Origin of the sequence: Cellulomonas sp. (assembly GCF_965229465.1) — a bacterium.
Taxonomy (GTDB): Bacteria; Actinomycetota; Actinomycetes; order Actinomycetales; family Cellulomonadaceae; genus Cellulomonas.
The window spans coordinates 3,836,859-3,857,392 of sequence record NZ_OZ245882.1; the positions used below are offsets into that span (position 1 = coordinate 3,836,859).

The following is a 20,534-nucleotide window of genomic DNA, read 5'->3' on the forward strand; positions in this document are numbered from 1 at the left end:
ACGCGTCAGCGTGCACCCGGCACGACGAGTCCCGCCTCGTAGGCGAGCACGACGGCCTGCGTGCGGCCGCGCAGCCCGAGCTTGGTGAGCACGCGGCTGACGTGGGTCTTGACCGTCTCCTCGCCGACGACGAGCCGCGCGGCGATCTCCGGGTTCGACAACCCCTCGGCGACCAGGAGGAGCACCTCGCGCTCGCGGGGGGTGAGGACGTCGAGCGCAGCGGGCGGGGCCGGGTGCCGGGACCGGAGCCTGGCGAACTCGGCGACCAGGCGCCGGGTCACCCCCGGTGCCAGCAGCGCGTCCCCGGCGGCGACCACCCGGACGGCGTCGAACAGCCGCTCGGCCGTGACGTCCTTGAGCAGGAACCCGCTGGCGCCGGCCTCGATCGCGTCGTACACGTGCTCGTCGAGGTCGAAGGTGGTGAGGATCAGGACGTGCGGGCACGGCTCGGCCGCCACGATGCGGCGCGTGGCCTCGATCCCGTCCATCACGGGCATCCGCACGTCCATCAGGACCACGTCGGGTTGCTCGTCGCGGCACACCCGCACGGCCTGCGCGCCGTCCGCCGCCGTGCCGACCACCGCGAAGTCGGGCTGGGTGGCCAGCAGCGCGCCGAACGCCGCACGGACCACCTCCTGGTCGTCGACCACGACCACCCGCGTGGGCGTCACGGTGACCCCGGGACCGGCAGCTCGGCACTCACCAGGAAGCCCCCCAGCGGTCCGGGACCCGTCCGGACGGTCCCGCCGGCCATCGCCGCCCGCTCCCGCATCCCGGCGAGGCCGTGACCGACGTCGCTGGGACCGAGAGCGTCGGGACCGAGGGTGCCGTCGACCGCCGTGGGCCCCGGACCGTTGTCCCGGACCCGCACCACCAGCCGGTCCGGTCGGTAGTCGAGCTCCACGTCGACCGAGGCGCCGGGGGCGTGCCGCCGGGCGTTGGTGAGCGCCTCCTGCACGATCCGGTAGGCCGACACCTCGATGCTCTGGTCGAGGGGTGCCACCTTCCCGCGCACGACGAGGCGGGCCCCGCCGGGTCCGGCGTCGCGCACCTCGTCGAGCAGCTCCGTGAGCTGGGCCAGCCCGGGCTGCGGGCGCCGCGTGGTCACGTCCGCCCCGTCGGCGTCCTCGCGCAGCACCCCGAGGAGCCGGCGCATCTCCGCGAGGGCCGTCCGCGCGGTCCCGCCGATCGCCAGCAGCCGCTTCTCGCCCTCGGGCGGCATGCCCGGCACCGTCAGGCGCGCCGCCTCCGCCTGGAGCGCGATCAGCGAGACGTGGTGGGCCACGACGTCGTGGAGCTCGCGGGCGATGCGGGCGCGCTCCCCGCGGGCCAGGTGCTCCAGCGTCGACTCGTGCGCGGCCTCGACGACGGCGTCGCGGCGTCGACCCTCGTCGCGCACCCGCCACGCGATCCCCCCGACGGCGGCCAGGAGGGCGACGCCGAGCACCACGACGGTCGCCGAGACGTTCTCGACCGGCAGGGCGAGAGCGGCGACGAACGGCGCGACGAGGACGAGGACGGTGCGCACGCGGTGCCGGAGCCCGACCACGGCGTACACCGTGCCGAGCGCCAGCAACCCGCCGACGGTCGGCGGCACCTGCGCCCCGAGGCCCAGCAGGGTCGCCGCCGCGACCAGCAGGGCGGCGACCACGGGCCAGGTGCCGGCGAGGGCGACGGGCGCGGTGGTCGCCAGCGCGAGCAGCACGGCGACCAGCACGTCCTGAGGACGCTCGACCGTCGCCGTCGCGGGTCCCGTGGAGACCGCCGTGGACACGGCCGCGTTCCCCCCGGCGGCCGCCTGCGCCACCGCGAGCGCGGCGAGGACCACGGCCGCCACCGGGGCCCGGGCCGCCGGAGCCGGTCGCCACGTCATCTGCCCATTGTCGCCGGGGTGTCATCCCCCGAGCGAGGGACCGGGTCGCTCGCTCGGGGGGTCGCAGGAATCCCGCGCGGGCGTGACGACCCGGCAGCGCGCCGTCCGTAGCGTCGTCGGCATGGAGCCATCACTGGAGGTCCGGGACGTCCGCAAGACCTATCGCGGTGTCGTCGCCGTCGACGGCCTGTCGTTCACGGTCGGGCCGGGGGAGGTGACCGGGTTCGTGGGTCCCAACGGCGCGGGCAAGTCGACCACGATGCGGCTCCTGCTCGGGCTCGACACCCCCGACCACGGGGAGGCGCTGGTCGGCGGGAGCCGGTACGGCGCGCTCGACCGGCCGCTGACCCGGGTCGGCGCGCTGCTCGACGCCGACGCCGTGCACCCGAGCCGGCGCGCGCGCGACCACCTCCTGTGGCTGGCGCGGAGCAACGGGATCGCGGACCGGCGGGCCGACGAGGTGCTCGAGCAGGTCGGCCTCGCGGCCGTCGCCCGCAAGCGCGCCGGGGGATTCTCGCTCGGCATGCGGCAGCGTCTCGGCATCGCGGCGGCGCTCCTGGGTGACCCCCCGGTGCTGATGTTCGACGAGCCCACCAACGGGCTCGACCCCGACGGCATCGTGTGGATCCGGCTCCTCCTGCGCGCGCTGGCGGCCCAGGGCCGCGTCGTCCTGGTCTCCAGCCACCTCATGAGCGAGCTCCAGGACACCGCCGACCGGCTCGTCGTGATCGGCCGCGGGCGCCTCGTCGCGGAGACGGCCGTGCCGGACCTGCTGGCGTCGGTGTCGAGGGACCAGGTCGAGGTGGTGACGCCGCAGCGGCAGGAGGCGATGACCGTCCTGGCCAACGCCGGGGCGACGGTCACCGTGCAGGCCGCCGACGGAATCGTGGTGGAGGGTCTGGCGGGCGGCGAGATCGCGTCCCTGCTCGGTGCGGCCGGCGTCACGTTCGTCGAGCTACGACGGCATCGAGCCTCGCTCGAGGAGGCCTACATGGAGCTCACTCGCGGTGCGGTGGAGTTCGCGACCGCCGACGAGGACGTCCGATGAGCGCCATGCTGGCGGAGTGGACCAAGCTCCGGTCGGTGCCACGGTGGATCGCCACGCTGGTCGGCGCGGCTGTGCTCACCGTCGGCCTGAGCGCGCTCGGGGCAGCCGGGGGCACCACCGACGTCAACGACCACCCCAACTTCGTCACCGGCCCCGACGGCGACCCGGTCGCGGACGGCTTCGGCTTCGCGCACCGGACGGTGACCGGGGACGTCTCGGTGACCGTGCACGTCACGTCGCTGAGCCCGGCGAGTGCCCGGGCCGGTCAAGGAGGTCCGGACCGAGGCACCGTGGTGCCTCGGACGCCGTGGACCGACCTCGCCGCCGGCATCACGCTCAAGGACGGCACGGAGCCCGGGTCGTCGTACGTGTCCGTGCTGCTGACCGGCACGAACGGGGTGCGGATGCAGTCCGACTTCACGCAGGACGTCGCCGGCAGCCCGAGCACCGGCGACCGGTGGCTGCGGCTGACGCGCACGGGCGACGAGGTCACCGGGTTCGAGTCCGCCGACGGGGTGGCGTGGCAGGAGATCGCGACCATGACGCCCGCGGCCGTGCCGGACACCGCGGAGATCGGGCCGGCCGTGCTCTCGGCCCCGGCCGTGTACGTCGCCCGCGGCATGGGGGGGTCGTCGATGGGGGAGCATCCGGAGAGCGCCGCGGCGACCTTCGAGGACGTCACCGTGACGCCGGCGACCGACGGGACGTGGCGGGGCACCGCGGTCACCATGCCGATCACGGACGACCTGATCGCGATGGGTGCCGCCGAGGCGCTGCCCGGCCCGGTCCTCACCGAGCGCTCCGGCACGTACACGGTCACGGGCTCCGGCAAGGTCGGTCCGCAGGCACCGGACGACGACGTGGTCGAGGCGGCACTGCTCGGCGTGGTCGCCGGGCTGATGGCGCTCATCTGCGTCGGCGCGCTGTTCGGGACCTCGGAGTACCGACGCGGCATGATCCGCACGACGTTCACGGCCATGCCGCGGCGCGGGCAGGTGCTCGCCGCGAAGGCGACCGTGCTCGGTGCGACGACGTTCGTGCTCAGCCTGGTCGCCGTGGTCGTGTCGTTCCTCGTCGCCGTGCCGATCCTCCAGGGCAGCGGCATGGCGCCGCCCGCCTTCCCGACGCCGTCGCTGACCGACGCCGCGGTGGTCCGCGCGTTAGTGCTCACCGCGCTGTTCATGACGAGCGTGACCCTCGTGGCGCTCGCGGTCGGGATGCTCGTGCGGCGCAGCGCGGTGGCCATCACGCTCACGATCGTGCTGGTGGTCCTCCCGCTCGTGGCCGGCACGGTGCTCCCCGGCACGTCGCCGCGCTGGCTCATGTACACGACCCTCGCCGGGGGTATGGCGACGCTGCGCGCCAAGCCCCCGACCGCGACGCTCGCCGAGCCCTGGGCGCTCATCGGGCCCGGCGCCGGGATCACCGTGGTCCTCTGCTACGCGGCGGCCGCGCTCGCTCTGGCGTGGTGGCAGCTGCGCCGGCGGGACGCATGACGGGCGCCGTGCGGGCGGAGTGGACCAAGGCGCGCTCCCTCCCGAGCACGGGGTGGCTGGTGTGCGTGGTCGCGCTCGGGATGGTTGCCCTGGGGCTGGCCGTGACCGGCACGCTGCGGGTCGACGAGTGCGGGGACGACCCGTGCGTGCTCGACACCGTGCGGCTCAGCCTGGCCGGTGTGCAGGTCGCCCAGGTGGGCGCCGCGGTCCTGGGCGTGCTGCTGGTCACCGGCGAGTACGCGACCGGCACGATCCGACCGTCGCTCGTCGCGGTGCCGCGCCGGGAGCAGGTGCTCGCTGCGAAGGTCGTCGTCGTGGGGGCGCTCACGACGGCCGGCGCGACGGTCGGTGTCGTCGGTGCGCTCCTGGTCGCGCGGTCCGTGCTGCCCTCGCGCGGCTTCACGGCCGAGGCCGGCTATCCGCAGTCGACCCTGCTCCATGACCTGACGCAGCGCGCCGCGGTCGGGACCGTCCTGTACCTCGTGCTCGTGGCGCTGCTCGGCGCCGGGATCGGGCTGCTGGTCCGGGACACCGGCGTCGCCGTCACGATGATGATGGCGGTGCTGTTCCTCGGCCCGGTGCTCGCCCTGTTCGTCTCCGACCCCGACTGGCAGGGCTGGCTCCACCGGTACGCACCGACCGACGCCGGGCTCGCCGTCCAAGCCACCCGTGACCTCGCCTCACTGCGCATCGCCCCGTGGCCGGGCCTGGCGCTCGTCGGGGGCTACGCGGCTGCGGTCGTGCTCGCCGGCGGGGTCGCGCTCCGTCGGCGTGATGCCTGACGGCCCCGTCGATCGGGTCGGTCAGGACGCCGCTCGCTGGCTCTGCGCACCGTCGGCGATGCGGGCGGCCGTGCTGCGGGCGACGTGAGACCGGGCGTGCTCGAGCGCCGGCGCGAGGTCGTCGAACAGGTGCTCCTCGTGCCGCAGCTCGTCCAGCACTCCCACCCGCGTGAGCAGCTGGAGGTGCTGGGGCTGGACGCCCTTGACCAGGACGGTGACGCCGGCCAGCTCGAGGGCGGCCACCAGCTCGGCCAGGGCGTGCGCGCCCGTGGCGTCGACCAGGCGGAGCTGCGAGAGCCGCAGGACGACGACGAGGGCGTCGGTGCTCGCGCGGATCTGGGCACCGATGCGGTCGGCGGCACCGAAGAACATCGCGCCGTCCAGGCGGTAGAGCGCGATGTGCTCGTCGCCGGGGTGCGCGGGGCCGGGCAGCGGCTCCCGGTGCACGGACGTCGCGCGGGAGACGGATCGCAACGTGAAGAAGGCCGCGACCAGCAGACCGATCTGCACGGCCTCGATCAGGTCGACCGCGATGGTGATCACCGCCGTGACCACGAGGACGAGCGCGTCGGCCCGGGTGGACATCATCACGGCACGGACCGCCGCCACGGAGACCATGCGCGTGGCGGTGACCATCAGCACACCGGCGAGGGCGGCGAGCGGGATCGCCGAGACCGCGCCGGTGGCCAGGTAGATGACCCCCAGGATCACCACGGAGTGGGTGAGTGCGGCCAGCCGCGTCTGCGCGCCGGCGCGGACGTTCACCGCGGTCCGGGCGATGGCGCCGGTCGCGGGCATGCCGCCGAACGCACCGGAGGCGATCGAGGCCAGGCCCTGGCCGACGAGCTCCCGGTCGGGGTCGTAGCGCCGGGCGTCGTCGTCGGGGGCACCGCCCGACGTGGGCATCGCCGCGGCGACCCGGGCCGACAGCAACGACTCGATCGCGGCCAGCGCGGCGACGGCGACCGCGGGGCCGAGCAGGGCACGGAGCAGGCCCAGGTCCACGGTCGGGAGCAGCGGCAGCGGCAACGAGTCGGGCAGGGCTCCGATCCGAGCCAGCGGAGCGTCCGCGAGCTGGGCGACGGTGGTGACCAGGACGACCGCCACGAGCGACGCGGGCAGGCCGGGCGCGAACCGGGGGAGCACGAGCATGACCACCGCGACCACGGCCACGGACCCGAGCGCCCACCACAGCGACGCCCCGGCGTGCACGACCGCGTCGATCGCGACGACGAGGGGGTTGCCCCCGACGGACGCGTGGACGCCGACGGCGGCGGGAACCTGCTGGAGGAAGATGATCGTGGCGATGCCGAGCGTGAACCCCTCGACCACCGGCCACGGGATGAACGTGACCACGCGTCCCAGCCGTGTCGCGCCGGCCAGCAGCACGATGGCGCCCGCGAGGATGGCGACGAGCGGCACCGCGCTGGGCCCGTGCGTCGCCACGATCGGCGCGAGCACGACGGCCATCGCACCGGTGGGCCCGGAGACCTGGACCCGCGAGCCCCCGAAGACCGCCGCGACGATGCCGGCGACGACGGCGGTGATCAGCCCGGGCGCGGGGCCGACGCCGGCACTGGCACCGAACGCGAGAGCCAGGGGGAGCGCGACGATGCCCACCGTGACCCCGGCGATGAGGTCGGCCCGGACCGTGCGGGGACGAAGGTCGACGTCGGCGCGGCTCGGGAGCAGCCCGCGTGGTGACCAGCTCAGGACCGTTCACCGCCCACGTGCACGTCCGAGAGCGGCGGGAGGTCGTCCGCGGCGGCCAGCCGCGCGCCGGACTCGCTGAGGATCTCCCGCAGGAACGCACGCGCCACGACCAGCAGCTCGGCCACGAGCGGGCGGCTCAGGCGGTAGACGACAGCGTTCCCCGTCCGCGCCGACGTGACGACGCCGGCACGCTTGAGGACCGCGAGGTGCTGGGACAGGGCGGAGGCCTCGGCGCCGGTGGCGGCCAGGAGCGTGCTCACGGAGGCCGCGTGGTCCGGAGCGGCGCTGAGGACCTCGAGCACCTGGATGCGCGTGGGGTGGGCGAGCGAGCGGAACAGGTCGGCCTTGATGGCGTAGAGCGGCGCGGTCAGTTCGGTGGTGGGCACGGTGGGACCTCCTCGATTGAGGAGTTTAGCAAACCCTCAACCCACTCCCTGCCGCGTCAGTCGCTCGTGGCGGCCGCCGAGCGCGGGGAGACCGGTCCGTCCAGCGGTTCGTCGGCACCGGGGCCACCGCCCACGATCGTCATCGTGATGCCGTGCGCGGCACTCTGGCGCAGTGCGGTCGTGAGGACGTCAGCGGCCGCGGACCCGATGCGGACCACGCCGCGCAGATCGACCGTGATGCTGCCCCCGCCTGCCGCGCGAAGCATCGCCAGCGTGATCGCGGACGCCAGCTCGTCCCGGTTGGACAGGTCGACCCGGCCGAACGCCCGCAGGATCGACGTGTCGCCGTCGCTCTCGGTGCGCAGCTCCAGGATCGGGCTGCGCCGGGCCTGGGCCGCGGGAGGGTCCTCGGCGAACACGGTGCTCAGCGCCTCGTCCAGACGCTCCCGTGCGGTGGACTCCAGACCGGCGGCCGCGGCGTCGATGACGCGCCCGGCAAGGGTGCGCAGGCGGACGTTGCGCGTCTGGGAGCTCTGCTTCAGCAGCCGGAACGCCGCCGCGTCGTCGACGCCGTAGATGAGCATCAGGATGCCCTTCGCCTGGTCGATAGCGGCGTGGGACTCCAGGGCGAGCGCCAGGTCCGCGTTGACGCGCTCGGCGAGCAGGGTGTCCCGCGCGGCGGTGACGTCGACGAGGAACCCGGTGACGTCGACTCCCGCGCCCCCCGCGGCCGCGAGCACGACGCGATGGGCAGTGCCGGACAGGTCCAGCAGGGAGTACTCGCACCCTCGCGGGTCGGAGCCCGCGACGTCCTGGTCGAGGGCGTCGGCCACCACCTGGCGGTCATCGTGGTGGACGTGGGCGAGGAGGAGCTCGCGGGTCGGCACCACGTCGCCCGGCCGCATCCCGTGGATGAGGAACATCTGGTCGGACCACCACCACCGCTCGCCGTCGGACGCACAGCGGAACTGACCCACACACGTCGTCGTCGCCGTCATCGGAGATCCCCCAGAGTCGTGTCGGACGAGCCTGCGGGACGCAGGGTCGCGCCCGCCACGGACGTTTCTTCCGAGACTAGGCCCGAGGCGTGCGCCGAGCAGGTGTGTTCGGGCTCCGCTCCCGTCGTCCGTGGGCCTCGAACCCGCGGTGCGGGGTGGAGGATGGAGGCATGGAGCTCAGGGTGGTGGAACCGTGACCAACCGCAGCGCGGTCCTGGCCCGGCTCGCCCGGCTGGTGGCCGCGGGGGACCGCGACCTGCCGCTCGCCTCACGGCTGTGCGCGGCCTGCGTGGAGATCCTCGGCGCCGACGGGGGAGCGATCACCCTCGCGTCGACCCGCCCGGAGCGGCTCACGGTCAGCACGTCCGACGGGACGTCCGCGCGGATCGAGGACCTCCAGGACGTCCTCGGGGAGGGCCCCGGGCAGGAGGCGTTCCGCGAGGGCCGGGCGGTGGTCACCCACGTCGACGGCGCGGAGGGCGGCCCCTTCCCGATGTTCACGGAGATGGCGGGGGACATCGCCGGCCCGGTCACGGTCTGGGCGATCCCGATGCACCCCGGCGGCACGACGATCGGGGTGATCACGCTCTACCGGTCCGCCGGTGCGCTGACCGAGAGCCTCGACGACGCCCAGTTCCTCGCCGACGCCGTCGGTGCGGCGCTGCTCGACGAACGTGCGACGGACGGGACGGCACCGTTCGCCGCCTGGTCGGACCGCGCACGCGTGCACCAGGCGACCGGGATGATCGTGGCCCAGCTGGCGATCGCGCCCGCCGACGCGCTCGCCATCCTGCGGGCGCACGCGTTCGCGAGCAGCGCGACGCTCGACGACATCGCCGGCGACGTGGTCCACCGGCGCCTGAGCTTCACCCACACGAACCAAGGTGTGTCCCACGACGCGGCATCCTCGGACGACAGCACGGGAAGTGGTGAGCGATGACCGCACGGACATCGGCGCAGGCCCTCGCGGACGTGGCGAGCGCCCTGGTCGAGGACCACGAGATCACCGGGCTGCTGGCCCGCCTCGTGTCGGACTGCGCGGCCCTGCTCCCCGCCGACGCCGCGGCCGTGCTGGTGCGCACCGGGGACGGCGCCTTCGAGCTGCTCAGCGCGACGTCCCACCGCGTCGACGAGCTCGAGCTCTACCACGCGCAGCGGGACTCCGGTCCGTGCGTCGACGCCGCCCGCACGGGCGAGCGGTCGAGCGCGGTCGGCAGCGACGCCATCGTGTCGCGCTGGGCCGACGTCGGCAGGGAGATCGTCGACGCCGGCTTCCTGTCGGTGCACGCCTTCCCGATGCACTGGCGCGGTCACGCGATCGGCGGGCTCAACCTGTTCTCCGTCACCGCGGCCGACCTCACCGAGTCGTCCGCCGTGCTCGCCCAGAGCTTCGCCGACTTCGCGACGCTCGCCATCGTGCAGCCGGCGGCCCTCGGCGACGAGGATCTCGCGGAGCGTGTCACGAAGGCGCTCGAGGGACGGGTCGTCGTGGAGCAGGCCAAGGGGGTGCTCGCGTTCCAGCTGGGGCTGGAGATGGCCGAGGCGTACGACGAGCTGATCGCCCGGGCGTCCTCGAACGGGTCGACCCTCGCGCAGGTGGCGCAGAACGTGGTCCGTACCGCACAGGAGCGCTGACGGCCGGACGGCGGTACTAGTACCAACGTCTGATGGTGGGCACGACCTCCCGCAGGGGAGAAAGGACTCGTCAACGCACACCGTTCGAGGAGTCCTGATGATGAAGCGCCTGATCGTGTTCACCGCAGCCGCCGCTCTGGCCGCCGTCCCCGCCGCGGCGGGCCTGGCCGGCAACAGCAGCCTGAGCCCCTCCGTCCCCGTGGCCCCTCCGACGCAGGCGGTCGTCGTGGACGACCGCGGTGGCCTGACCGTCCGGGACGACCGGACGGAGGATGGCGACGACCGCGCCGTGCAGGGCGGTGTGCCCAGCCCGTCGGCGACACCCTCGCCGTCGGTGGGCGACGACCACGGCGGGTCGACCGACCGCGACGACCGCGTCGAGGCGGGGGACGACCGCGACGTCAACGGGGGCCTCCCGGCCACGGTCCCCGCTCCGGCCGCGACCGTCTCGACGGACGACTCCGGCCACCGTGGCGGGAGCCCCGAGGACGCAGGATCGGGTAGCGGCGGCGCGGACGACGGGGCGGGGCACGACGTCGGCGACGACCACGGCGGTCATGGCAGCGACGACTGACCCGGCGGGCTCCGCGGGCATCGACCCGCCCCAGCGCGGCCTTAGGGTGAGCCCCGTGCGGACCACTTCCGACCTGCCCGTCGAGACCGGATGGGTCCCGGTCGGGCGGGTCGATGCCGGGCGGGCCGGGGCGGAGGAGCGCCCCGTGCGGACCTGGCGGGTGTTCGGCCAGCTGGTCGGCGCGGCCGGCGTCGTGCTGATCCTCGTCGCCCTGCTCGGGCTCACCGCGAGCCGTCGCATCGCGGAGCAGGAGTCGGTCAACGACGCCGCTCGCCGCACCGACCTGATCGCCGACGCCGTGGTCCAGCCCGCGCTCCTCGACGGACTGCCGACCGGTGACCCGGCCGCCGTCGCGGCTCTGGACGCGGTGGTCCGCGGGGGCGTGCTGAGCGACGGGATCATCCGGGTCAAGGTCTGGGACCGTGCCGGGCGGATCGTCTACTCGGACGACGATCGACTGGTCGGTCGGACGTTCCCGCTCGACGACGACGAGACGGCGGTGCTCACGGCGCCGGCCACCGAGGCCGAGGTGAGCGACCTCGGCAAGCCCGAGAACGTGTACGAACGAGGGCAGGGCAAGCTGCTCGAGGTGTACCGGCCCGTGTGGACCCCGGACGGGACCCCGCTGCTGTTCGAGACCTACAGCCGCTATGACGTCGTCACCGAGCGCTCCACCGCGCTCTGGCGCGGGTTCGCCGGCATCACCGTGACGAGCCTGCTGCTGCTCGTCGTCCTCATGCTCCCCGTCCTGTGGACGCTGCTGGACCGGCTGCGTCGCGGCCAGCGGCAGCGCGAGGTGCTGCTCCAGCACGCGGTCGACGCCTCCGACCAGGAACGGCGGCGCATCGCGGCGACCCTGCACGACGGCGTGGTGCAGGAGCTCGCCGCGTCGTCGTTCGTGCTCGCGGGTGTGGCGGAGCGCGCGGAGCGGTCGACGGCCCCCGAGCTCGGCGAGCCGCTGCGGGAGGCGTCGGAGACCGTGCGGGCCAGCATCAAGGGTCTGCGCTCGCTCCTGGTCGACATCTACCCGCCCAGCCTCCGGACCGCCGGGCTCGGGGCCGCCCTGACCGACCTCGTCGGAGGGCTGGCCGCTCGCGGGACCGTGATCCGTCTCGACCTCGACGCGGACGCCGCCGTCGGGCTCGCTCCCGAGCGGGAGCAGCTCGTCTACCGGGTGGCCCACGAGACGGTGCGCAACGCCGTGGACCACGCCCGTGCCCGCGCTGTCGTCGTGCGCCTGACCCGGGACGGCGGCCAGGTGGTGCTCGAGGTCGACGACGACGGGGTCGGCTTCGACGTGCTGGAGGTCCTCGCCGCACCGCCCGAGGGACACTTCGGGCTGCGGCTGCTGGGGGACCTCGCAACCTCGGCCGGAGCGGAGCTCGCGGTCCGCTCCGCGCCCGGGCGGGGCTGCCGCTGGCGGTTGACGGTGGACGGAGGGACCGATGAGTGACGACGGCGTGACCGTCCTGCTGGCCGACGACCACCACCTGGTGAGGTCCGGGCTGGCGGGACTTGTCGACGGCGCCGAGGGCCTCCGTGTCGTCGGCCAGGCCGCCGACGGCGCCGAGGCCGTGGCCCTGGCTGCGGAGCTGCTCCCGCAGGTCGTCCTGATGGACCTGTCGATGCCCGTGCTCGACGGGGTGGAGGCCACCCGCCGGATCGTCGCGGCGCGGCCGGGCACGCACGTCGTCGTGCTCACGTCGTTCTCCGACACGGCCCGGGTCGGTGATGCGCTCGCCGCGGGCGCGATCGGCTACCTGCTCAAGGACTGCGACCCGCGGGACCTGATCGCTGCGGTGCGGTCGGCGGCGCTGGGCTTTGCCCCGCTGGATCCCCGGGTCGCGCGAGCGCTCCTGCCGTCGACCACGGTCTCGCCGGCGGACGGGCTGAGCCCTCGCGAGCTCCAGGTGCTGCGGCTCCTCGGCAAGGGGATGGCGAACAAGCAGATCGGACGCGCGCTGGGGATCAGCGAACGCACTGTGAAGGTCCACGTGGGGCACGTCTTCCGCCAGATCGGCGTCACCGACCGCACGAGCGCCGCGCTGTGGGGGGCGCAGCACCTCCCCGACGAGTGACGCGCCGGGTTCACCCTCCGTCGATCAGCCGCTGCGCGGCGTGGCCCGCCCCCTCGGACGGGGCACCCCGCCCGCGCGCAGGTCGGCGCCGCACGACGCGAGCCGCGCCAGCTGTCCCGCCGTGCCCGCGGCGGGGCAGGGGGTGTGCACGAGGACGCGCTGGCCCGGGTCCTCCGGCAGCGGGATCGAGTGCGTCTCGAGCGTGAGGCGCCCGACGAGGGGGTGGTTGATCTCCCGCACCCCCGCCGTGTCGGAGGCCACGTCGAAGGTGGCCCACCGGGTCCGGAAGTCGGCGCTGCGAGTCCTCAGCTCCGTGATCAGCCGCGTGAGGCCGGGATCGACGGGCTCCCGGCCTGAGCTGCCCCGCAACAGGGCGACGGCCAGGTCGGCCATCGCGTCCCAGTCGCCCCAGTAGTCCCGGGACGCCGCGTCGTAGAAGGTGAAGCGCGCCTGGTTCACGGGCCTGTCGGGACTCTCGTACAGCGGCAGGTACAGCGCGCGGGCCAGGTCGTTGGCGGCCAGGACGTCGAGCCGGTCGTCGAGCACGCAGCACGGCAGGCTCGTCGCCGCCAGCAGCTCCCGGACGAACGGCCGCACGGCGTGAGCCGGTGGGGCCGGGTGGCCGAGCCGCGTGGACGACGCGGCCCGCACCAGGTCGGCCAGGTAGTCACGCTCGGCGTCGTCGAGCTGCAAGGCCTGGGCGAGGCCGGCCAGCACGGATGCCGAGATGCCGCCGACCACCCCGCGTTCCACTCGCTTGTAGTAGCCCGTGCTGATCCCGGCCAGGGCGGCGACCTCGGCGCGGCGCAGGCCGACGACGCGGCGCCGATCGCGGGGCGGCGGGAGGCCAGCGCGTTCCGGCGTGATGCGGGCCCGGCGCACCATGAGGAACTGGCGGAGCGCTTCGTTGCGCACACTCGATGCTAGACCGGGCGCCCGACCACCCGAGCAGCGGCATCGGGGAGGGGGACCACAGTTGGTCCCCCCTCGGGGGTCGACGACCGTGCGGTGGGCGGAGTGTCATCGGCAGGATCCGGACCGTGACCCAAGGACCCGCCCGGGATCCGGGTGCGCGGACCGTCCTCGAGGGGGAGGTTGGCGATGACCTCGGTGCGCAGTGGTCGAAGGGGACGCAGGGCACGACGCCTGGTGGCCGGGATGGCGGCAGCCGCCGTGGTCATCACGGTGCAGACGGGGTCGCCGGTCGCGGCAGCACCCGGTGACCCGTGGATGAACACCTCGCTCTCGCCCGATCAGCGCGCGGTGCTGCTGCTCCAGGCGATGACGCTCGAGGAGAAGGTCGAGCTCATGGCGGGCGACCAGGGCGCCGGGCCGGCGGCGTTCTACAGCGCACCGATCGAGCGGCTGGGCATCCCCGAGCTGAGCATGGCCGACGCCACGGACGGCATCGCCTCCCGGGGGTGGGTGCTCCCCGACACCGCCAACACCGCGACGGCCATGCCGGCCAACCTCGCGCTCGCGGCCACCTGGGACCCGGCTCGCGCCCGCGACTACGCCGGGGTGGTGGCCGACGAGGCACGCCAGACCGGGCACGAGGTCCTGCTCGGCCCCAACTCCGACCCCACCCGCAACCCGTTCTGGGGCCGGCAGGCGGAGTCGGCGAGCGAGGACCCGCAGCTCAACACCGCGATGGTCGTGCCGTTCGTCCAGGAGGTGCAGGCGCGGAACGTCATCGCGGACCTGAAGCACTACACCGCCTACACCCAGGAGCGGTACCGCGGCGGTGAGCAGAACGTGATCGTCGACGAGCGCACCCTGCGTGAGGTGCACACCGCGGCCTACGAGGCGGCCATCCGCGACGCGGGCCTCGGCTCCGTGATGTGCTCGTTCAACAAGATCAACGGGGTCTACTCGTGCGAGAACGAGTCCACGCTGAACGAGATCCTGCGCGAGCAGCTCGGCTTCCAGGGCTTCGTGCTCACCGACTTCGGCGCGATCCACTCCACCGAGGCGTCGATCGTGGCGGGCACGGACATGGAGACCGGCACGCGAGCGTTCTACGCCGACGCGCTGCTCGACGCCGTGAACGGCGGCAGTGTGCCCGTCGCGCTGGTGGACCGGTCGGTGCTGCGGATCCTGCGCACGATGTTCGCGATCGGCATCTTCGACAACGACTACACCCCGACGGCCATCCCGGTAGAGGAGCACGGAGCCGTGGCGCGCGAGGTGCAGGAGGACGCGATCACCCTGCTGAAGAACGACGCGTCGGCGCTGCCGCTCGACGGCGACGCCATCGACTCGATCGCCGTCGTGGGTGCCGACGCCACCATCCCGTCGGCGCTCGGCGGTTCGGCGTACATCCAGCCGACCTACGAGGTGTCGCTGCTCGACGCCCTGCGCGAGCGGGGTCAGGAGCTCGGCGCGCAGGTGCGCTACGCCCAGGGGAACGACCCGGTCAACGGCGCGAACATGATCGAGACGCGCGACATGACGGCCGTGCCGTCGTCCGTCCTGCGACCCGAGCGGGGGATCGGTGACGGGCTCACCGCGCGGTACTACCCCAACGCGACCTGGTCGGGAGCGGTCGGCCTGACCCGCACCGAGCGGCAGGTCGCGTACGACGTCGGGTTCATCGGGGGGCAGCCCGCCTTCGCGAGCCTCTACGGCTCGCAGGTGCAGCCGACGCCGGCCCTCGACGGCCTCGGACCGGCCGGCAACGGCGACCAGTCCGTGCGGTACACCGGTGACCTCGTCCCACCGAGCACCGGCGCGTACGTCCTGGGTGCGACCGGGTGGGGTGACGCCAAGGTGTACCTCGACGGCAACCTGATCATCGACATGACCGGGGAGGACGGTCGTCGCGACGTCCGCTCCGAGCCGCAGCAGCTGACGGCCGGGCAGGAGTACGACCTCCGCGTCGAGTACACCCAGACCCGTCCCCTCGTCGGCCTGCAGCCGGGCACGTTCCTGCTCCAGTGGTCCACCCCGGCCGACGCGGTGCCGCCGTCGGTGGCAGAGGCAGCCGACGCCGCCGCGGCGAGCGACGTCGCGGTGGTCTACGTCCGCACCTACGAGAGCGAGGAGCGGGACGTGGTCTCGCTCAAGCTGCCGCAGAACGCCGACCAGCTCATCCGTGCGGTCGCCGCGGCCAACCCGAGGACGGTCGTGGTGGTCTCCACCGGTGCCGGGGTCGTCATGCCGTGGGCCGACGCCGTGCCGGCGGTGCTCCAGAACTACTTCGGCGGGCAGGAGGAGGGCCACGCGCTGGCCGCCATCCTGTTCGGCGACGAGGACCCGTCCGGTCGGCTGCCCGTCTCCTACCCGAGCAGCGAGGACGCCCTGCCGGTCGGGGTGCAGAACCCCTGGCTGGACGACCCCGACGTCGAGTTCACCGAAGGGCTGAACGTCGGCTACCGCGGCTACCTCGCGGCAGGCATCGCCCCGCAGTTCGCGTTCGGCGAGGGGTTGTCCTACACGCAGTTCGAGATGGACCGGCTCCGCGTCGGCAACGTCATCCGGGCCACCGGCGGCCAGGACACCGTCGACGCGCGGGTGCGGCTGCGCAACGTCGGCGACCGGGACGGCACCGAGGTCGTCCAGGTGTATCTCGGGCCCCTGCCGGGCGTCGACTCGCCGCTGCGGAAGCTCGCGGGGTTCGCGAAGGTCGAGCTCGGCGCGGGCGACCGTCAGCAGGTGCGGATCGAGCTGGACCGACGGGACTTCTCGTACTGGGACGCCGACGCCGACCAGTGGGTCACTCCCACCGGCCAGGTCGCCGTCTACATCGGGCACTCGTCCGTCGACCTCGAGCTGGCGGGCGCGGTCCGCGTGCGTCCCTGAGGCGCCGAGCACACACCGGTCCGTGGTCAGATCCGACCGCGGACCGGCGTTCGCTCGCTGGGGTCCGCGTCCTGAGGCATCGTCATCTCGGCGCGCACTCCCAGCAGCCGTACCTCGCGGTCCTCGAGGGTGTCCGCCAGTGCCATGACCGCGTCGACGATGGTCTGCGCGTCCCGGGTGGCCGCCGGGAGCTTGCGGCTGGTGCCCTTCGTGACGAACGGCGCGTAGCGCACCTTCAGCGCGACCCGGACCACCGACCGGCCGTCCTGCGCGACGTCCTCGACGACGTCGCGTGCGAGCGTGCGGACTGCCTCGCGCACCAGGTCCGGGTCGGTGAGGTTCTGCTGGAACGTCGTCTCCCGGCTGTGGCCGCGCGGGACCCAGGGGCTGTCGTCGACGGTCGCCGGACCGATCCCTTGCCCGAGCTCGTGGTACCAGACGCCCATCTTGGGTCCGAACTCCGCCGTCAGGGCGTCGACCTCCGCGGCGGCCAGCTCGCGGACCGTCGTCACGCCGAGGGCCGTGAGGCGTCGCGACACCTTGGTCCCGACGCCCCACAGGTCGATCGTCGGTCGGTCGCCCATGACGTCGAACCAGTTCTCCGCGGTGAGCCGGAACAGCCCGGCGGGCTTGCCGAACTCGGTGGCGATCTTGGCGCGGACCTTGTTGTCGCCGATGCCCACGGAGCAGTGCAGCTGCGTCTCGTCCAGGACCGCCGCCTGTGCCTGTCGGGCCAGCTGCTCGGGGTCGTCCGTCCGGGCGCCGAGGAAGGCCTCGTCCCAGCCGAGCACCTCGACGACGACGCCCAGCGACCGCAGCGCCTCCATGACCCGTGCCGACATTGCCTCGTACTCGGGGCCGTCGACGGGCAGGAACACGCCGTCGGGGAGCTTGCGGGCCGCGATCCGCAGAGGCATCCCCGAGTGGACGCCGAGTGCGCGGGCCTCGTAGGACGCGGTCGAGACGACGCCCCGCTCGGTCGGGTCCCCGCGGCCGCCGACGACGACCTGCCGGCCCGCCAGCTCGGGGCGGCGCAGCACCTCGACGGCCGCGACGAACTGGTCGAGGTCGACGTGCAGCACCCACGCCTCATGCGTGCCCATGCGCCGAGTCTGCCCGGTGTCCGGTGTCGGCGTCCCCAGGTAGCGTCGCGAACGACCGGTCCGAAGGCCATCCCCGGTCGCAGGACCGTCCGTCGCGGAGTGTCGCCGAGAAGGGGCCACCATGGTGAACGAGAAGCTCGATCAGCGTGTGCCGACCGGCGAGATCGACCCACGGTACGGAGACCCGTCGGCCACGGCACCGACGTGGTCCGCCATCGAGGGACGGCTCGCGGACGCGCAGCTCTACTGGATCGTCACGGTGCGGACGGACGGCCGCCCGCACGCCGTTCCGCTCGTGGGCGTCTGGGTGGACGGCGCGTTCGCCTTCTGCACCGGCGCCGAGGAGCAGAAGACGCGCAACCTCGACGCCAACGCTCGCGTCTCGGTGGCCACGGGCAGCACGGGCGCGGGTGGCTGGGACAGCGGCACCGAGCTGGTGGTCGAGGGGGCCGCGTCACGGGTGACCGAGCCGGACGACCTGCAGAGGCTGGCGGACGCCTGGTTCGCCAAGTACGGCGACGACTGGAAGTTCGAGGTGCGGGGCCAGGGGTTCGTCGAGGCGAGCGACACCGGAGGAGGGTCCGGCGGTGCGTGGGTCTACCGGGTCGTCCCCGCGAAGGTGCTCGCGTTCGGCGGCGGGCACGGCCAGACGGCCTACCGGTTCTGATCCGGTCGCGCGGGCTGCGCAGTGCGCCGCGGAGCTGATCTCCGCGTCGGTCGCCGGCCGGGGTTGGCACACTGTCCGACATGACGGATCGGACCGCGCGGCAGGGTGTCATCCGCGTGCGGGACACCACCCGCGGACGCGTGCGGCTGTTCGCGGTCGCCGCCTTCGCGGTGGCCGCCCTGGCGCTCGGGGCGGCGGCGGCCAGCTATGTGCTCGACAACGCGGCACTGCGCCGTGACGGGGTGGTCACCACAGGCACGGTCGTCGAGCACGTCTACGGCGGCAAGCGGGATTCGTACGTCGCCGGGTATGTCGTGCGGTACGCCCTTCCCGGTGGGGCCGCGATGCGCGGAGAGGTCCCCTCGTACGACGACGACCCGGTGCTGGCGGTGGGGGAGCCCCTCGATGTGCTCGTCAACCCGTTAGAGCCCGAGGACCTCGCGCGCGCGGACAGCGGACCAGACGACACCGCCGCCGTGGTGAGCATCGTCCTGACGGTGCTCGCGGTGCTGGCCGCGGTCGCATCCGTGCCGAGGCGGCCTCGGCACCCCCTCGTCAACGCCTGAGGCCGGGGGCCGGCCGGCGCAGCCCGTGCATGACGGGACCATGCTCGCCGAGCCGCACCGAGCTGACCCGGACGAACCCGTGCGACTCGTAGAGGCGCACGTTCGCGTCCACGGTGGTGTTGACGTGGGCGGGCAGGTCCGCGGGGATCGCGGCGAGGCCGGCCTCGATGAGCGCACCCCCGATGCCCTGGCCGCGCCGGTCGGCGTCGACGCCCAGGAAGTGCAGCAGGGCGTGGGGTTCGTCCGGCAGCTGCCCGTGCATCCCCGCGAAGCCCGAGCGGACCAGCGCGACGTGGTCCGCGGGCAGCAGCAGGTCCACCATCGCGCGTCCCGGGAGCTCAGGGCCGCCGTCCGCGGCGGTCGGCTGGGTCACGGGCACGGACCACGCGGCCGCCCCCACGGCGCGCTCGTCATCGATCGCCAGCCAGGCGGCGCCGGCCAGGGTGTACGCCTCGATGGGTGCCCACAGGAACGCAGCGACCGCGGCCTCACGGTGGGGGTGGCGCCCGAAGATCCAGTCCATCAGCGGATCGGGCGCGAGGGCGCGAGCCAGCACGGCGCGGGTGGCGGGCAGGTCCGTCGGACGGGCGCGCCGGACGTGCCTCGGCCTCTCACGCGTGTCGTCCGACACCACCATCGCGACTCCTCACCGGAACCGTCCACCGGGCCGACACCCCCGTGCGGCGCGCACCATCGTGACGTGCCGCGGCTGGTCGCGTCACCCTCCTCGTGCACGCCGCGCGCGGTCAGCGCACGATCTGCACGTCCTCGTGCTCGAGCGCGGAGATGTCTTGCGAGGTGGCCCGCAGCAGGCGGTCGGCCAGGTCGCGCAGCGCTCTGGCCGCGGCCAGCTCGTCGCCGATCTCGGGGACGTCGGGGTCCTGCGGTGCCCGACGAGCGCGTCCCTGCCCTTCGAGGCGGGTGCCGCTCGACGTGGTGAGCTCGGCGTGGGCCTTCGTGACGTCGCCGTCCCCCCGCAGGTCGTCGGTCTCGAACAGATCGATCCGGACCTTCCAGGTACGCGTCATCGCACTGCTCCCTTCCGCCCGTGGCAGCCCACCCGTGCGGCGGGCGTCCCTCCCTCCCAGCGTCTGGTGGCGACCGGCTCGGGCGTAGGGCACAAGGTCCCCGCTCGTTGACGGGTCGCCGCCTGCGCTGGGGGCGGTCCGATTCCCCGCGGTCCTCGTCGAGCGGGTTCTCGTCCGGGGTGACCCGCGCCAGGCGCTGATCGCGGAGAGTCACGCCGCGCACCTGGTCGTCGTCGGCTCGCGCGGCCGCGGTTCCTCAGTCACTCGGGGTGTCAGGTGCTCCGCGCGCGCGTCGAGCTGCTTCGGCCATCCGTGTCGGGCCTGAGACAAGGGCTCTCCGCCACGGCAGGACTCCGTCGATCTCGACCTCGAGCGAGAAGCTGAGCACGGTGCGGATCAGGACGATCAAGCCCAGGACCACCACGTTCTCCAGCGTGGGCGCCACCGCGACCGTCCGGATGAGGTCGGCGGCCACCAGCACCTCGAGAGCGAGCAGGAGTGCCGCTCCGAAGGACTGTCGCAGCGTCACGAACCCGGTCTTGCCGTCCGACGTGCGGCGCCATGCGGAGCCGGCGAGCGCGAGCGACCAGACGAACCCGAGCACGAGGATCAGTGCGCCGAGCGCCTCGAAGGCCCGGGCCGCCTGCTCCATCACCTCCGCGAAGCTCACGCGGTCACCGCCCCCCAGGTGCGTCGTCGCCCGCCGGCCCTGTCGATGCGTGCGGGACGGAGCGGCATGTCAGACCTCCTGGTTGAGCGCGTCGTCGCCTCGATCGAGGCGATGAT

21 protein-coding genes are annotated in these 20,534 nt (G+C 73.9%); 11 read left to right on the forward strand and 10 right to left on the reverse strand.

The window, feature by feature from the left end; genetic code table 11:
- Positions 1-5 precede the first annotated feature (5 nt).
- Both ACO06A_RS18105 and ACO06A_RS18110 read right to left on the reverse strand, forming a co-directional pair.
- Positions 6-671: a response regulator gene (locus tag ACO06A_RS18105; protein ID WP_421733581.1), complete on the reverse strand. Its 666-nt coding sequence runs from the start codon at positions 669-671 to the stop codon at positions 6-8.
- Positions 668-1,873, reverse strand: coding sequence for a sensor histidine kinase (locus ACO06A_RS18110; protein WP_421733582.1), 1,206 nt, complete (start codon positions 1,871-1,873; stop codon positions 668-670). Before ACO06A_RS18110 ends, ACO06A_RS18105 begins: the two co-directional genes overlap by 4 nt.
- A 121-nt stretch (positions 1,874-1,994) precedes the next feature.
- On the opposite strand from ACO06A_RS18110, the gene ACO06A_RS18115 reads away from it, so the two are divergent.
- Genes ACO06A_RS18115 through ACO06A_RS18125 form a run of 3 tightly spaced genes read left to right on the forward strand, consistent with a single transcriptional unit; the run spans position 1,995 to position 5,199 of the window.
- On the forward strand, positions 1,995-2,921 hold the full coding sequence (locus ACO06A_RS18115; RefSeq protein WP_421733583.1) for an ATP-binding cassette domain-containing protein: 927 nt from the start codon (positions 1,995-1,997) through the stop codon (positions 2,919-2,921).
- Positions 2,918-4,417 carry a hypothetical protein gene (locus ACO06A_RS18120; RefSeq protein WP_421733585.1) on the forward strand — a complete coding sequence of 500 codons (1,500 nt, stop codon included), beginning with the start codon at positions 2,918-2,920 and terminating at the stop codon, positions 4,415-4,417. Before ACO06A_RS18115 ends, ACO06A_RS18120 begins: the two co-directional genes overlap by 4 nt.
- Positions 4,414-5,199, forward strand: coding sequence for a hypothetical protein (locus ACO06A_RS18125; protein ID WP_421733586.1), 786 nt, complete (start codon positions 4,414-4,416; stop codon positions 5,197-5,199). The genes ACO06A_RS18120 and ACO06A_RS18125 overlap by 4 nt, the downstream gene beginning before the upstream one ends.
- Positions 5,200-5,220: 21 nt before the next feature.
- Here ACO06A_RS18125 and ACO06A_RS18130 read toward each other — a convergent pair whose 3' ends face one another.
- The 3 genes from ACO06A_RS18130 to ACO06A_RS18140 are packed head-to-tail and all read right to left on the reverse strand — an operon-like array spanning position 5,221 to position 8,296.
- The gene (locus ACO06A_RS18130) at positions 5,221-6,912 is read right to left on the reverse strand and encodes a SulP family inorganic anion transporter (protein ID WP_421736095.1); all 1,692 of its coding nucleotides are present in this window, start codon (positions 6,910-6,912) and stop codon (positions 5,221-5,223) included.
- Positions 6,909-7,298 carry an ArsR/SmtB family transcription factor gene (locus ACO06A_RS18135; RefSeq protein WP_421733587.1) on the reverse strand — a complete coding sequence of 130 codons (390 nt, stop codon included), beginning with the start codon at positions 7,296-7,298 and terminating at the stop codon, positions 6,909-6,911. The genes ACO06A_RS18130 and ACO06A_RS18135 overlap by 4 nt, the downstream gene beginning before the upstream one ends.
- Positions 7,299-7,354: 56 nt before the next feature.
- Positions 7,355-8,296: an ANTAR domain-containing protein gene (locus ACO06A_RS18140; RefSeq protein ID WP_421733588.1), complete on the reverse strand. Its 942-nt coding sequence runs from the start codon at positions 8,294-8,296 to the stop codon at positions 7,355-7,357.
- Positions 8,297-8,489: 193 nt separating this feature from the next.
- Here ACO06A_RS18140 and ACO06A_RS18145 point away from each other — a divergent pair, with 193 nt between their 5' ends.
- From ACO06A_RS18145 to ACO06A_RS18165, 5 genes are all read left to right on the forward strand, one after another.
- Positions 8,490-9,236 carry a GAF and ANTAR domain-containing protein gene (locus ACO06A_RS18145; protein ID WP_421733589.1) on the forward strand — a complete coding sequence of 249 codons (747 nt, stop codon included), beginning with the start codon at positions 8,490-8,492 and terminating at the stop codon, positions 9,234-9,236.
- Positions 9,233-9,931 (forward strand): ANTAR domain-containing protein, encoded by a 699-nt coding sequence (locus ACO06A_RS18150; RefSeq protein ID WP_421733590.1) that lies wholly within the window; start codon positions 9,233-9,235, stop codon positions 9,929-9,931. The genes ACO06A_RS18145 and ACO06A_RS18150 overlap by 4 nt, the downstream gene beginning before the upstream one ends.
- 97 nt (positions 9,932-10,028) lie before the next feature.
- Positions 10,029-10,505 (forward strand): hypothetical protein, encoded by a 477-nt coding sequence (locus ACO06A_RS18155; RefSeq protein ID WP_421733591.1) that lies wholly within the window; start codon positions 10,029-10,031, stop codon positions 10,503-10,505.
- Positions 10,506-10,560: 55 nt separating this feature from the next.
- The gene (locus tag ACO06A_RS18160) at positions 10,561-11,958 is read left to right on the forward strand and encodes a sensor histidine kinase (RefSeq protein ID WP_421733592.1); all 1,398 of its coding nucleotides are present in this window, start codon (positions 10,561-10,563) and stop codon (positions 11,956-11,958) included.
- Positions 11,951-12,583 (forward strand): response regulator, encoded by a 633-nt coding sequence (locus ACO06A_RS18165; RefSeq protein ID WP_421733593.1) that lies wholly within the window; start codon positions 11,951-11,953, stop codon positions 12,581-12,583. Before ACO06A_RS18160 ends, ACO06A_RS18165 begins: the two co-directional genes overlap by 8 nt.
- 24 nt (positions 12,584-12,607) lie before the next feature.
- Here the strand turns inward: ACO06A_RS18165 and ACO06A_RS18170 are convergent, their stop codons facing one another.
- Positions 12,608-13,498, reverse strand: a complete 891-nt coding sequence (locus ACO06A_RS18170; RefSeq protein ID WP_421733594.1) for a helix-turn-helix domain-containing protein — start codon at positions 13,496-13,498, stop codon at positions 12,608-12,610.
- A 243-nt stretch (positions 13,499-13,741) separates the two neighbouring features.
- Here ACO06A_RS18170 and ACO06A_RS18175 point away from each other — a divergent pair, with 243 nt between their 5' ends.
- Positions 13,742-16,384: a glycoside hydrolase family 3 C-terminal domain-containing protein gene (locus ACO06A_RS18175; protein WP_421733595.1), complete on the forward strand. Its 2,643-nt coding sequence runs from the start codon at positions 13,742-13,744 to the stop codon at positions 16,382-16,384.
- A 26-nt stretch (positions 16,385-16,410) separates the two neighbouring features.
- Here ACO06A_RS18175 and ACO06A_RS18180 read toward each other — a convergent pair whose 3' ends face one another.
- On the reverse strand, positions 16,411-17,487 hold the full coding sequence (locus ACO06A_RS18180) for a DNA polymerase IV (RefSeq protein ID WP_421733596.1): 1,077 nt from the start codon (positions 17,485-17,487) through the stop codon (positions 16,411-16,413).
- A gap of 121 nt (positions 17,488-17,608) precedes the next feature.
- On the opposite strand from ACO06A_RS18180, the gene ACO06A_RS18185 reads away from it, so the two are divergent.
- Positions 17,609-18,154 carry a pyridoxamine 5'-phosphate oxidase family protein gene (locus tag ACO06A_RS18185; RefSeq protein ID WP_421733597.1) on the forward strand — a complete coding sequence of 182 codons (546 nt, stop codon included), beginning with the start codon at positions 17,609-17,611 and terminating at the stop codon, positions 18,152-18,154.
- Between the two features lie 80 nt (positions 18,155-18,234).
- Complete coding sequence (locus ACO06A_RS18190; RefSeq protein ID WP_421733598.1) at positions 18,235-18,720, forward strand: hypothetical protein; 486 nt, start codon at positions 18,235-18,237, stop codon at positions 18,718-18,720.
- Here ACO06A_RS18190 and ACO06A_RS18195 read toward each other — a convergent pair.
- The 3 genes from ACO06A_RS18195 to ACO06A_RS18205 form a co-directional block, all read right to left on the reverse strand.
- Positions 18,710-19,357: a GNAT family N-acetyltransferase gene (locus tag ACO06A_RS18195; protein ID WP_421733600.1), complete on the reverse strand. Its 648-nt coding sequence runs from the start codon at positions 19,355-19,357 to the stop codon at positions 18,710-18,712. The genes ACO06A_RS18190 and ACO06A_RS18195 overlap by 11 nt on opposite strands.
- Positions 19,358-19,466: 109 nt before the next feature.
- Positions 19,467-19,748 (reverse strand): dsRBD fold-containing protein, encoded by a 282-nt coding sequence (locus ACO06A_RS18200; RefSeq protein WP_421733601.1) that lies wholly within the window; start codon positions 19,746-19,748, stop codon positions 19,467-19,469.
- A 256-nt stretch (positions 19,749-20,004) separates the two neighbouring features.
- On the reverse strand, positions 20,005-20,418 hold the full coding sequence (locus tag ACO06A_RS18205; RefSeq protein ID WP_421733602.1) for a DUF1622 domain-containing protein: 414 nt from the start codon (positions 20,416-20,418) through the stop codon (positions 20,005-20,007).
- Positions 20,419-20,534 lie beyond the last annotated feature (116 nt).

Coding starts and splice junctions, on each gene's coding strand:
- ACO06A_RS18110 (WP_421733582.1), bottom strand. CDS start 1,873: ATGACGTGGCGACCGGCTCCGGCGGCCCGGGCCCCGGTGGCGGCCGTG.
- ACO06A_RS18115 (WP_421733583.1), top strand. CDS start 1,995: ATGGAGCCATCACTGGAGGTCCGGGACGTCCGCAAGACCTATCGCGGT.
- ACO06A_RS18120 (WP_421733585.1), top strand. CDS start 2,918: ATGAGCGCCATGCTGGCGGAGTGGACCAAGCTCCGGTCGGTGCCACGG.
- ACO06A_RS18125 (WP_421733586.1), top strand. CDS start 4,414: ATGACGGGCGCCGTGCGGGCGGAGTGGACCAAGGCGCGCTCCCTCCCG.
- ACO06A_RS18140 (WP_421733588.1), bottom strand. CDS start 8,296: ATGACGGCGACGACGACGTGTGTGGGTCAGTTCCGCTGTGCGTCCGAC.
- ACO06A_RS18150 (WP_421733590.1), top strand. CDS start 9,233: ATGACCGCACGGACATCGGCGCAGGCCCTCGCGGACGTGGCGAGCGCC.
- ACO06A_RS18155 (WP_421733591.1), top strand. CDS start 10,029: ATGATGAAGCGCCTGATCGTGTTCACCGCAGCCGCCGCTCTGGCCGCC.
- ACO06A_RS18165 (WP_421733593.1), top strand. CDS start 11,951: ATGAGTGACGACGGCGTGACCGTCCTGCTGGCCGACGACCACCACCTG.
- ACO06A_RS18175 (WP_421733595.1), top strand. CDS start 13,742: ATGGCGGCAGCCGCCGTGGTCATCACGGTGCAGACGGGGTCGCCGGTC.
- ACO06A_RS18180 (WP_421733596.1), bottom strand. CDS start 17,487: ATGGGCACGCATGAGGCGTGGGTGCTGCACGTCGACCTCGACCAGTTC.
- ACO06A_RS18185 (WP_421733597.1), top strand. CDS start 17,609: ATGGTGAACGAGAAGCTCGATCAGCGTGTGCCGACCGGCGAGATCGAC.
- ACO06A_RS18190 (WP_421733598.1), top strand. CDS start 18,235: ATGACGGATCGGACCGCGCGGCAGGGTGTCATCCGCGTGCGGGACACC.
- ACO06A_RS18195 (WP_421733600.1), bottom strand. CDS start 19,357: ATGGTGGTGTCGGACGACACGCGTGAGAGGCCGAGGCACGTCCGGCGC.
- ACO06A_RS18200 (WP_421733601.1), bottom strand. CDS start 19,748: ATGACGCGTACCTGGAAGGTCCGGATCGATCTGTTCGAGACCGACGAC.